Origin of the sequence: Tolypothrix sp. PCC 7712 (assembly GCF_025860405.1) — a bacterium.
Classification (GTDB): domain Bacteria; phylum Cyanobacteriota; class Cyanobacteriia; order Cyanobacteriales; family Nostocaceae; genus Aulosira; species Aulosira diplosiphon.
This window is the reverse complement of the sequence record NZ_CP063785.1, coordinates 285,058-297,076: the sequence shown is the minus strand read 5'-3', so window position 1 is coordinate 297,076 and position 12,019 is coordinate 285,058. Positions and strand designations below refer to the sequence as shown.

Here is a 12,019-nt window from a genome sequence, read left to right as displayed (position 1 = left end):
AAGCTTAACTATTTTCTTTGATATTAGAGGCTATCTAATCTGAGTTCTAAAGTGCCGCTACTACCTCTATATGGGGGAAGCGTTGAATTATTCCTTTCTCTTAAGCTTTCTAAAGGTTTAGGTGTTGACTTTTGGATCGGAGTAGGCAGTAAATTTTGTGATGATGGCAGATTGATAGTTGCTAATTCTTCTTGCAATATTTTCTTATAAATTCTTGGCAAGGAGCCACTAATAGAATTGGTTTCTATGCCGTATCCTAAGCTTGTCCAAGTAGAAGACAATCGCCGTAAAACATCATTCAGTTTACCTTGGTGCAGCAGTTGCGAAATATTAATTCCCCAAAATTGAGAGTCGCTTAACCAACGGTAAACCACTACATCTTGATATTCAGCCTCAAAACTATAAGAAACCCAAAACATAAACTGCGTCGGCTTGGGATGATAGCGGGGGGCAATTTGAAACCAAGTAGTGTTAATAATTTGATATCTACCCGCAGCAGTGGAGCAATTACCGGTGTTAGGGCCAGTTACAATGGTGACACATATTTGAGGATGACGGCTGAGGTCATTAAACTGTTGACCACCATATAACAGCGAGTAAGGGCGTTTACCATTAGCCTCACTAGCTGAGATAGTTCGCATTAAAGCACGGATGTAAGGATCGCCCCCCTTCATGACTAAAGGTGGTTGTTGACCTTCAAAGGTAGGGTCAGAAGGCGATCGCAAATCTCCAGTAATATACCACTGCAATAAGCAGACGAAGCCAAGCAGCGCAGCTATTGGCCCAATTAGTTTTTCTACGCCTTTAAATTTAAAGCTTTTCAGAGTTTGACTCCTTAATCTTTATCTTTTATCTAACAACAATGGTTTATGCACTAATTTCGGCAGAATTTAGCACAGCAGTACTGTGTTCTGTTTTAACTTCTTAAATTAAAACTTTCTACACTGGGGATTGGGGACTGGGGACTGGGGACTGGGGACTGGGGAACTCGGGGCCCCCTCTGGGGATATAAGGGGCAATGGGGACTGGGGACTGGGGACTGTGGGAGCAGGGAAGAAATTTCCATTACCAATTACCCATTACCAAACCCCAAATCAAGCAACGTTAGTAAATAACTCCCTAAAGTTTTTGGCAGTAGCTTCAGGTTTAGAAATAATCTCTAGAACCTTATTGCGTGCAGTGGGTTCAAAAAGGGCTTCTACGCAAACCTGGGCAACTTTTTGCCGAGGAATGCTACCATCGAACAACGTATCAGCACCCTGCATCACTATCGGATTAGAGTTATCTTCATTCTTCAATCCACCAGGCCGCACAATCGTATAGATTAAGCCGCTTTTTTGAAGGTATTCCTCAGCTTGCTTTTTCCAAACTAAAATTAGCCAAAACAAATTTAGGGGATGGAACAACTGAGAAGTACACAAGGAAGAAACAAAAACAAAATGCTCAATTCCCTTTGCTTGAGCGGCATCTACTAAATTTTTACTACCTTCAAAATCTACCTTATAGGGCCCAGTAGGATCGAAGCTGGGTTTGGCACCGGTGGCACACAGTAAGACTGTACTATCACCCAAAGCTTCTGTCAGGGTTTCGGGTTTTAACACATCACCCACTACCAACTGTGCCTCTGCAGGCAATATTTCCCTAGCTTTCTCAGTATCCCTGACTAAAGCACGGACGGGAATTTTGTGCGCTATGAGTTCTTGTACAATCCGGCGGCCTGTTTCACCTGTTGCCCCTGCTACAAATGCTTTCATGAGAAACGCTATCCTGGGAAACTAATATGTGATTGTTCAGTTCTTTATTGTAGTAATTCTACGAAGTCCATGACAGATTCATGAGGATTCCGTCAAAATGGAATCTAAGTGCGAAATACCCCACGTTAGCTGGGAACGATTAATATAGACCAACGCCAAAGGATGCAGGAACGCATTTATGCTTTCAAGAAACGGCGAATATAAATCATTAGAAATAACAGAAACTGTTTTACCTGTAGCGTCCAGTGCCACAGAAGCGGAGGACGCATTAACAGGAGTTCCTGTAGCAATGCCTACAAAGTTTTATGGTAGCTACAGTGATTGTATGGAGATGTATGCGCCCTCGGCAATGGTTGCAGAGTATCTTAATACTCACTCTTCCTGGTTTTCGCGTTGCGCTGAACCGATGAAAGTTCAACCATTGGGAGAAAATGGCTACGCTTTAATCATTGGTCGTTTTGGCTCCTTTGGTTATGAAGTTGAACCAAAAATAGGGTTAGAATTATTACCTGCTGATGAAGGTGTATATCGTATTCGTACTATTCCAATTCCTGATTATCAATCGCCTGGTTATGATGTAGATTATCGAGCATCCCTACAGTTGGTAGAAAATGTATCGGAAGCTACTGAAAATTTTGCCAAGGTGACAAAAGTAGAATGGGAATTAGATTTGGTTGTGGAACTTCACTTCCCTAAGTTCATACAACGACTGCCCAAGTCTTTAATTCAATCTACAGGCGATCGCGTACTGAATCAAATCGTCCGTCAAGTGTCTCGTCGTTTAACCCGCAAAGTCCAAGAAGATTTCCACCAATCTTTGGGTATACCCTTTAATGCTGCTAAGAAAAAGCGGTAATTAGAGACGCGATGAATCGCGTCTCTACTTGAGTTGCAGAGAGGCGATTAATCGCGTCTGTACAAAGGTCAAGTGCAGGTAAAGAAAAAGAGATTGAGCAAGTTACCTTGAAAGGCTAATCTTTGACCCTTGACCCTTGACCGAGACAATTTTGGATTTTAGATTTTAGATTTTAGATTAAATCTAAAAATAAAATCCAAAAAACGGTTTCAAGCCTCTCCGTTTACGGAGAAGGAGCAAAAAAATCATTCAATACTTAAGCCTCTTCTTTATAAGGAGAGGTCAATCCAAAATCGTAAATCCAAAATCTAAAATTGGGTGACCCTTGACCCTTGACCCTTAACTATGCATTCGTCAAAATTTTCTGAACAATTTGCACACCAGTGATAGCCTGCCAAGCAAACAGCCCTAAGAGTGTGAAATTTAATAAAATATGAGTCATCCGCGCCCAATTTGCTCCCTTTTGCATATAAGGAGAAAGGGCTGCGGAAAATGCAATCAAACTAGTCATACCCAGGCCTGCTAGCAGGTGAGGGCCTACAAATAATTTGCCATTATTGATGTAGGTGACAGCCATCCCTCCAACCGCGCCCGCTACCATCAAAGCCAAGAGTATAGAGCCAATTTGATAATGTCTGATGTTATATCTACCTTTAATCAATTCTTTCTTCTCTTCACCCTGAGCATTTCTAGTACGCTGTACTTTTAGCCCCAAATAGGCAGCATAGATAGAGATTGCCAATAATGCCCACATCATGATGGGGTGAAAGAAGTTCAGCCAATATTTCAAAGATGGAGAAAGTTCCAAATTCATAGTGTTCCCGCCCGATTCTTAAATCTTCATAAAAATTAGCATAACTCTATTTCTCTGTATTGGCGGCAGAGAATAAAAAGATGCCAGTATACCGAAATCTCAACCCAGAATAGTGAATCAACCCCCTTGCAAAAGTGGATAAACAATCTCAGACTGAATTCTGGGACTAGATCAATCAAAACTGCTAGAGCAAAATCTCTTCCATGACTGAAAACACTGATATGTTGCTGCTAGGAACTGCCAAAAGCGGTGATATCAAGCGGCTGGGGGCGCTGCTGGCTGCTGGTGCTAAAGCGGACGTTTGCGATCGCGATGGTACCACGCCATTAATGTTTGCGGCTAATTTAGGCTACACCGAAATTGTGCGATCGCTTTTAGATGCTGGGGCAAATATTAACCTCCCTAGAAAGCGTTATCACCTTACAGCCTTGATGCTGGCAGCTAGTGCCAATCAACTTGATATTGTGCAGCTATTAATATCTAGAGGTGCGGATGTCAACGCCACAAATGAAGATGGCAGCACCGCGTTAATGGCAGCGGCACTCAAAGGTCATGTGGATGTGCTAAAAGCTTTAATAGCTGCTGGTGCTAAGTTGGAAATCACCGATAAAGATGATGACACAGCCTTAAAGCTAGCAGTCAAGCAAGGACACGCAACAGTTGTAGAAGCCTTTATTCAAAGCGGTGCAGATGTCAATATCCCCGATGAGGACGGTGAGACGCTGTTAATGAATGCGGTTGATTTAGGACATTTCGCAGTTGTGAAAACACTGCTAGCGGCTGGAGTTGATGTGAATGTCAAAAATCAGGATGGTGGTACAGCACTATCCGCCGCAGCCGCTGCTGGCAACATTGAGATTGTGACGGCTTTACTCGATAGAGATATCGATATTAATCTCCAAGATAGTGATGGAGAAACAGCCCTACACCTTGCAGTTGTGGAAGGTTATCTAGATGTAGTGCAAGCATTACTCAACCGTGATGCAAATGTCCATATTAGAAACAACCTGGGTGATACACCAATACTTGTAGCCGCCTTGCAGGGACATAGCCAAATTGTCGAGGCGCTACTGCGTAGTGGGGCAGATATTCATGATAAAAATCTCGGTGAGATCCCTTTGACTTTAGCCGCATTCCAAGGCCATGTTGAAACAGTGAAGGTATTACTCAACTATGGCGCTGATGCCAATATCCCTGCAGAGGATGGTAAAACAGCTTTACTGAAAGCCACGCAACGCAACCACCCAGGAGTTTTGCAGTTACTGATAGCCAAGGGCGCTGATGTCAATTTTCAAGACTCAGCTGGCGCAACAGCGTTAATGTGGGCAGCTTCCGGTGGTTTTCCTAAATCTGTCAAGGTATTAATTCAAGGCGGTGCAGATTTGAACTTAAAAAACCGTGGTGGTTATACAGCTTTGATGATTGCCGAATTTAACGGGTTTAGAGAGATAGTGCGGAGTCTGCAACAAGCAGGGGCGCAGGAGTGAATTGGGGACTAGGGATTGGGGACTGGGGACTGGGGAACTCGGGGCCCCCTCTGGGGATAAGGGGCAATGGGGACTGGGGACTGGGGACTGGGGACTGGGGACTAGGGACTAGGGACTAGGGACTAGGGATTGGGGACTGGGGACTGGGGACTAGGAAAAATCTCTATTACCAATGACCAATTACCAATTACCAATTACCAATTATCAATTATCAATTACCAATTACCAATTACCAATTACCCAATGCCCAATCCCCAATGCCCAATGCCCCATCCCCATATTTTTGTGCCAATTTGTCATCTTTTGGCTGGTTAATTGAGCTATGATTCCTTGATTAGTTTACAAGCAGAAAACTTTATTGCTGGGATCGCAACTTAAGCGCGATCGCTGTTTCATGGCACACAATATTCATGATTAATTATCTTCTTCTTCATCAATAAACAGTAGTTTCTTAATTACTAGCAACTTTTATTTATTTATGGTGAATTTTTATGGTTTAGGCTAAGTCGATAAAATTTTCTATTTGTATTTACTTTGGATTGATATTATATCAACAAAAAACAAAAATATCAAGCCAGCTTTTGCAACAAATTTTGTATGTTTTTGAGTAATTAAAATTTAGCTTAATAAAGCTTTACCTTGATTTTAACTACGATATAAAGGAACAAATTTTATCTATCAATAATCTATAGATATTGAAGAGAGTAAGAATATATTTCTGGCTCTGAAAGCTTTGCTGCACAAGAGTAAGGAAGAAATTGAAACACCAAGATAGAGGAGGCAAAACGCTTGCGCCTCAAGCTTATTAGAGAAGTAAAAATCAATCAGAAAATTTATTTTTTCTTCTTACCTTTTACCTGTTCTCTGCCTCGGCGTTTCCTACTGTGCTAGATGTACACAATATATAGTTTTTCGTTTTCAGGAAAAGTATTGTAACGATCAGTTTTGATGTATCATACTGAACCAGAAAGTATACAACTCATACAAAAGGTTGTAGACACGGGTATTTTTAGCCTTCCAGATGCAATAAATATTTTCAATTTAATTGAGGATAAATTTAGCAGTGAGTGATAAAATACCCAAATTGCAAAGGCTGTCACAACACTTCTGGGTAGGATTGGGCTGCCAACAAGGTGTATCGAGAAAGTTGATTGAGACGGCAATTGAGCAAGTGTTGAGAGAAAATCAACTTCACCAAAGTGGGTTAGCTAAAGGCTTTGGCGGAGCGATCGCAGGTCTTGCTACCATCAACAATAAAGCTTCAGAAGTCGGTTTAGTAGAATTTTGCCAGCTACACAATATTAGTTTGAAAACATATCCCGCAGAAATTCTCCGGCTGGTTTCTGTTCCCAACCCAGGGGAAATTACGGCTCAAGTAATGGGAACTCCTAGCGTAGCGGAAGCAGCGGCTATGCTTGCAGCAGGGAATATCGATTGGCAATCAACGATAGGCTTACAGGTAGGGAAAAATGAGGAGCAATTTTCAACCCATCAGTCTCTACAGTTGAATGCACATTTAGCGAACCTCACTCCGTATTTGATTGATATTGGAGTCAGGTGCTTAGTACCTAAACAAATTTTTCGGTTAAACGATGAACCAAAGGCAGTGACGATAGCCGTGGCAGCTCTTATTCCACCACTCTCAGAAAATAATTTAGCACGCTAGAAACAATCGCTAACACAATTGATCCTAACAAAGCTGGTATAAAACCCTTAATCTCAAAACCCGAACCAGGAGTCAGTCCACTGGCTAACCACAAAGTTAGAGCATTGATGACAAAGGAAAATAAACCAAAAGTCAGTAAAGTAATTGGAAACGCGAAAAACCGCAAAATTGGGCGAATAAACCCATTAACCAGTCCAATAACCACAGCAGCAATCAACGCCGCCACAAAACTCTTGACCTCGAAGCCATAAACAACTCTCGAGGTAATTAACAAAGCCACCGCAGTAGCCAACCAAGTTAATAAAAAGTGTTTCATACGCAAGTTGTGAGGGAATAGGGGCTAGAGCAGGGAGGAGAGGAGATAAGGAAGATAAGGGAGATGAGGGAGATGAGGAAGATAAGGGAGAAATATCCATTACCAATTAGCAATTACCCATTACCCATTACCCATTACCCATTACCAAACACCCCATACCCATTTTCTTATTTATTTAACGCTGTCGCTGCAATCTTCCTAACAGTACTTGCCAGGTTTCCCCACCAGCTACGCCGTCAGGTTCTAGTCCATAGCGGCTTTGTGCAGCTTTGACTGCTGCATCTGTTGAAGGGCCAAAGTCTCCATCTGCGCCACCTTCCAAGAATCCCAGCTTTTTCAAAACTTCTTGCAATTTGCCTACTTCATAGCCACGGTTCCCTAAACGCAAAATTGGTAATCCATCTGTGGTGTATTGAATACCAGGGGTACGTTCAACAAAACGCGGGATTTGCGTGGTAGGAGCTGGCTTAGTCCTTGGAGATGTACGGGTGGGTGGTTTTTGGGGTTTGGGAGTTGTATTTTGTCTGGGTTGAGCTGGTTTTGGCTCTGGTTTCGGAATAATTCTAGTTGGGGTGTTCGTGGAAGCAGGAGCAATTAATGCTGGTGTAGATGTAGGGCTAGGCTGAGGTGAAGTTACTGTTGATGGTGCTATTGCTTGGTTGGGGAACAACTTTTGCCAAGTCACAGCATCAACAATCCCGTCTGGATTTAAGCCAGCTGCTTGCTTAAATCTAGAAACGGCGGTTGCAGTATTAGTGCTATAAATACCGTCAACGTTACCCGTATAAAAACCCAATAGTTTGAGAGCTGCTTGCAGTTCAGATACCCGTTCTCCTTGACTACCAATGTTCAGGGTAGGGCGGTTAAAATTAACTCCCGGAGTGGCTTGGGAGATTTTCTGTGGTGCAGCAATTGAGACTACCGCAGAAGCAGCAATCAACACAGGCACAGAAGACAACATCAGTAACCAATCCAACTTATTGGAGCTGTGAAAGCGAAATACTTTGAGTGAATCTAAGTAGCTCAAGATACTTAGTGATAGACTGCCTTTCATGGTAATTGCCACCAGAATCTTCTGATGCTAATATTACAGCCGCTTGAGCATATAAAAAAGCTGTATGTTAAAAATGAGGCATGGGGCATGGGGCGTGGGGCATTGGGCATTGAGCATAGGTAAAGATAGATTTTGATGTTTTGTTGGGGTTTTTTACGTAAATGCCTGTCTAGAAAATGTGACCAATAGTTCCTTGATGGTAAAAGCCCCCGCTTTGCTGTGGAATCTATCGAAAATTCAAAATCTATCAAAATTCAAAATTGTTTGACTATGTACTTAAACTCTTAATTATGTTTGACAAATGTGTAATAAAGTCCTCATCAGTCCAATAACCATCATGGCTTTGCGGATTCCATGATTGCCAAATGTTACCAGAATCAATTTCTATATCTTGCTCAACTATTAAATTATAGGAAGGCGATAAGGGTTTTAAAGGCCATCCTAAAACATCATCTTTGTCGTAGTAATTAAACCATTTAAAATTAGGATTGGGTTTATTAATTGCTATGATTTTGGCAAAGCCAGCTACAAATAACGGGATATTGCAACCAGTAGTAATAAGATATTGCAGAGATTTCAATCTCAAGAAATCTTCATGCTCTGGTTGAAATACTGGATAATCTAGACTATTTATCTGCCAAATTCCCTTATTATTTTGAGCATCCCAAAGATAATTAGAGATAACTTGGCAACCTAAAGAATGAGCCAAGATGATTATAGAAATATCATTAGAAGAAAATGCTTTCCTGGCAAGTTTTAGGGAAGAAATAATAGATTTTTGAATTTTTTTATACACGCTGCCATCATCTGTGGCTCGGTGTTCTAAGGTAGATGCATCACTAAAACCAAAGAGCATAAATTTTCGTAAATCTTGCCAAGCTAGAGATGCACTTTGGTGCATATTTTCCCAAACACTATATTGGTAATCTTGCAATTCACATTGATAATAGATTGGCTCAAAATGAACTTTTTGCCAAATATCTTTACCTAAAGTTTTTTCTAAAGATTGTTTAAGACTTTGGTAATATTCTAGTTCCGTTTCTCCCATACCGTGAATGGTGAGAAATGCTAAGTTTTTAGTCATATTTAGAAGTGCTGAAGCGTGGGAGTCTGGTTAGTCTATCAGGAGTTACCAGAAGAGAGGATGTGGGGTAATGGGGCGATCGCACTCATTTTATTGTTAAATTAATTTAAGCTTTGGCGATCGCACCTAAAATTTTTGTGGAAATCCAATCAAAAGGCGGTTTATGGCTTTAGTGATTGCTGGAGAACGTAGTGGAGTAGGTAAGACAACAGTTACACTGACGCTTTTAGCATCATTATGTCGTCGGGGTATAGCAGTACAATCCTTTAAGGTCGGCCCGGACTATATCGATCCGATGTTTCATCAGCATGTAACTGGTCGTGCTTGTCGGAATTTAGATCCAGTTTTGACTTCTGAAGCTTATATTCAGCAATGTTTTGCCCGTCACACCCAAAATAGTGAATATGCTTTGGTAGAAGGCGTAATGGGGCTGTTTGATGGGATTAAGGGGACTGGGGACAAGGGGAGAAATAGCCAATTACCAATTACCAATTACCAATTGCCCAATGCCCCATGCCCCATCCCCCATGCCCAATTCATAACTGATTTTGCCAGTACTGCACATATTGCAAGGCTGCTGAATTTACCTGTGGTGTTGGTAATTGATTGCAGTCGCTTATCGGGTTCTGTGGCTGCGATCGCTCATGGTTATTGTTCTTTTGATCAGAGAATTAAAATAGCTGGTTTAATACTCAATCGCGTAGGCAGCGATCGCCATATTTCTCTACTCAAGGACGCTCTAGAATCATTACATTTACCCATTCTTGGGGTACTGCGTCGTCAAGATAATATCACCATTCCCGATCGCCATTTAGGTTTAGTGCCTACAGCAGAACTCCCAGAATTAGATGCTGTGATCAGTCGGCTTGCTGATTTAGGGGATACTTGCTTTGACTGGGAAAGGTTATTGCCTATGTTGGGGACTGGGGAACTCGGGGCCCCCTCTGGGGATAAAGGGCAATGGGGACTGGGGACTGGGGAACTCGGGGCCCCCTCTGGGGATAAGGGGCAATGGGGACTGGGGACTGGGGATTGGGGACTGGGGACTGGGGAACTCGGGGCCCCCTCTGGGGATAAGGGGCAATGGGGACTGGGGACTGATAACAAGGGGACAAGGGGACAAGACATTTCTTCCTCATCTCCCTCAATAAGGATTGCAGTAGCACGCGATCGCGCTTTTAATTTTTACTATCAAGATAATCTCGATTTGTTGCAAGAGTTGGGTGCAGAACTGGTTTTTTGGAGTCCGTTAGCAGATTCTGAATTACCAAAAGATGTGCAGGGAATTTATTTTGGTGGCGGTTTCCCTGAGGTTTTTGCCCAGCAATTAGCAGAAAATATTAGCACTCGCGATGCTGTCAAAACAGCAATTATGCAAGGAATACCTGTAATTGCTGAATGTGGGGGATTAATGTATTTGTGCGAGCAAATTATTGATTTTGCAGGTGAATCTTGGCCAATGGTAGGAATTTTACCAACATCTGCAACGATGGATAAACGTTTAACTTTAGGATATCGTCGTGCTGTAGCTTTGCAAGATAATCTGTTAGTAAAGACAGGGAAAACTGTTTACGGACATGAGTTTCATCGTTCTCATTTAACTGCAATTAATCCTCAGCCTTTATGGGAAACTTATCGCTATGATTGTGATGAAAATATGGGTTATGAAGGATGGATTTCACCTATCAATGTTTATGCTTCTTATGTTCATTTACACTGGGGTGCCAGTTGGGAAATTCCGCAGTCTTTTATTAAAGAATGTCTGAAATTAGCATCATCATAAACGTCAATTTATTCTGAGAAATTCAAGCGGTAAATTAATTCATCAGAAAGTTTACCTTTGATAAATTCTGCGTTGTGATTGACTTTGTACAATTTAAACCCCAGCCTCTCAAGTACTTTACGAGAGGCAAGGTTGTGCTGATTGACTGATGCGTGCAGTGATAAAAGGTGAAAGCGTCGTTGTGTTTCTGCAATAGCTAAAGAACAGTAATCATGGGCGTAGCCTTGGTTTTGATAACCCACAAACGTCATAAAGCCAATTTCTGCATATTTATCTTCAAAAATCCCTATTTCCACAATACCTACATATTGGTTTTGAGCATTAATAGCAACCCATTTGAGCCAAATCATAGTTGGGTTATCGGGTGATTTTTCTAGCGCTGCAAACTGAAATTTTCTCCTAATTTCTATGAGGCTAGGAACTGAATCTTCAAGATATTCATACAGAAGTGGATTGCTGATAAAAGAGTAAAGGCTATCAGCGTGCTGTTCCGTTACTTTTTCTAAGCGCAAAATTACCGCATCTGTTGGCATGAATTTTTTACTTTTCTGTAAATTCTGTATGTTAAGCTCTAGATGCTGCGTGACGCTGAAAGCAGAAAATACACTCTTGTCTATTAGAAGAAGTATAAAAGCTGAATTGTGAAAATCATAACTAATTAAAAATTTAAAATTATTTTCTGTTCTATATTAAAAATCACCTCTAACAAACACCAAACACCCAATAACTAATAGTAATATTTTCACTTTTCATTGAGTCTGCGAATCAGACGCGATAATTCACGAATGATATTCACAGCAATTTCGGGAGTTTCTTCAATAGCATCATAGAGTTGTTCTTGGGTGAGTTCCAAACACTCGCAGGGTTCTAAAGTGGTGGCTGAGGCGGAACGGGGTTGTGTATCAAAAACTGCCATTTCGCCAAAGTACTTGCCTTTGTCTACCTCTGCCAACTTTTTTTCGCCAATGTGAACTTTAACACGGCCAGATACTACAATATAGAGCGATCGCCCTTCTTCTCCTTGCCTAAAGATGGCGTGATTTGAGGGAAAGGTTAGCTCGTTCATCACGGAAGCAAGACGCACGATAAAATCATCCCGCAATTCTTTAAAAATCGGGACTCGCCGCACAAACAATAAACGGTCAACGCTGGTTAGCATGATTGCGAGTTAAAAATCAAACATTATTGTAGGTCATCTTTTACCG

Annotated in this window: 12 protein-coding genes and 1 pseudogene; 5 read left to right on the top strand and 8 right to left on the bottom strand. The window is 41.6% G+C overall.

Annotation, left to right across the window (positions count from 1 at the left end; all coding sequences use genetic code 11):
• Window positions 1-182: 182 nt before the first annotated feature.
• Both HGR01_RS01215 and HGR01_RS01210 read right to left on the bottom strand, forming a co-directional pair.
• Window positions 183-788: pseudogene (locus tag HGR01_RS01215) on the bottom strand (glycoside hydrolase); the annotation flags it as partial.
• A gap of 306 nt (window positions 789-1,094) precedes the next feature.
• Window positions 1,095-1,754 carry an SDR family oxidoreductase gene (locus tag HGR01_RS01210; RefSeq protein ID WP_045869926.1) on the bottom strand — a complete coding sequence of 220 codons (660 nt, stop codon included), beginning with the start codon at window positions 1,752-1,754 and terminating at the stop codon, window positions 1,095-1,097.
• 178 nt (window positions 1,755-1,932) lie between these two features.
• On the opposite strand from HGR01_RS01210, the gene HGR01_RS01205 reads away from it, so the two are divergent.
• Complete coding sequence (locus tag HGR01_RS01205; RefSeq protein WP_045869925.1) at window positions 1,933-2,610, top strand: DUF1997 domain-containing protein; 678 nt, start codon at window positions 1,933-1,935, stop codon at window positions 2,608-2,610.
• Window positions 2,611-2,953: 343 nt separating this feature from the next.
• On the opposite strand, the gene HGR01_RS01200 is transcribed toward HGR01_RS01205, so the two are convergent.
• A complete protein-coding gene (locus HGR01_RS01200) occupies window positions 2,954-3,424 on the bottom strand; it encodes a DUF4079 domain-containing protein (RefSeq protein WP_071989381.1) in 471 nt (156 codons plus the stop codon).
• Window positions 3,425-3,627: 203 nt separating this feature from the next.
• Between HGR01_RS01200 and HGR01_RS01195 the strand changes: the two genes are divergently transcribed.
• The 3 genes from HGR01_RS01195 (at window position 3,628) to HGR01_RS01185 (ending at window position 6,577) form a co-directional block, all read left to right on the top strand.
• Window positions 3,628-4,911 (top strand): ankyrin repeat domain-containing protein, encoded by a 1,284-nt coding sequence (locus tag HGR01_RS01195; protein ID WP_045869923.1) that lies wholly within the window; start codon window positions 3,628-3,630, stop codon window positions 4,909-4,911.
• Window positions 4,912-5,040: 129 nt separating this feature from the next.
• Window positions 5,041-5,226, top strand: a complete 186-nt coding sequence (locus HGR01_RS01190) for an alpha/beta hydrolase (protein ID WP_194007949.1) — start codon at window positions 5,041-5,043, stop codon at window positions 5,224-5,226.
• A 748-nt stretch (window positions 5,227-5,974) separates the two neighbouring features.
• Window positions 5,975-6,577, top strand: a complete 603-nt coding sequence (locus HGR01_RS01185) for a cobalamin biosynthesis protein (protein WP_063749823.1) — start codon at window positions 5,975-5,977, stop codon at window positions 6,575-6,577.
• On the opposite strand, the gene HGR01_RS01180 is transcribed toward HGR01_RS01185, so the two are convergent.
• From HGR01_RS01180 to HGR01_RS01170, 3 genes are all read right to left on the bottom strand, one after another.
• Complete coding sequence (locus HGR01_RS01180; protein ID WP_045869922.1) at window positions 6,540-6,893, bottom strand: phage holin family protein; 354 nt, start codon at window positions 6,891-6,893, stop codon at window positions 6,540-6,542. The two genes, HGR01_RS01185 and HGR01_RS01180, sit on opposite strands and share 38 nt — an antisense overlap.
• Before the next feature lie 175 nt (window positions 6,894-7,068).
• Window positions 7,069-7,947 carry a peptidoglycan-binding domain-containing protein gene (locus HGR01_RS01175; protein WP_045869921.1) on the bottom strand — a complete coding sequence of 293 codons (879 nt, stop codon included), beginning with the start codon at window positions 7,945-7,947 and terminating at the stop codon, window positions 7,069-7,071.
• 268 nt (window positions 7,948-8,215) lie between these two features.
• Window positions 8,216-9,031, bottom strand: coding sequence for a hypothetical protein (locus tag HGR01_RS01170; RefSeq protein ID WP_045869920.1), 816 nt, complete (start codon window positions 9,029-9,031; stop codon window positions 8,216-8,218).
• A gap of 163 nt (window positions 9,032-9,194) precedes the next feature.
• On the opposite strand from HGR01_RS01170, the gene HGR01_RS01165 reads away from it, so the two are divergent.
• Window positions 9,195-10,814, top strand: a complete 1,620-nt coding sequence (locus HGR01_RS01165; protein ID WP_045869919.1) for a cobyrinate a,c-diamide synthase — start codon at window positions 9,195-9,197, stop codon at window positions 10,812-10,814.
• Between the two features lie 8 nt (window positions 10,815-10,822).
• Here HGR01_RS01165 and HGR01_RS01160 read toward each other — a convergent pair whose 3' ends face one another.
• Entirely contained in the window at window positions 10,823-11,347 is a 525-nt protein-coding gene (locus tag HGR01_RS01160; RefSeq protein WP_045869918.1) for a GNAT family N-acetyltransferase, read from the bottom strand.
• 209 nt (window positions 11,348-11,556) lie between these two features.
• Entirely contained in the window at window positions 11,557-11,973 is a 417-nt protein-coding gene (locus HGR01_RS01155) for a cyclic nucleotide-binding domain-containing protein (RefSeq protein WP_045869917.1), read from the bottom strand.
• Window positions 11,974-12,019 lie beyond the last annotated feature (46 nt).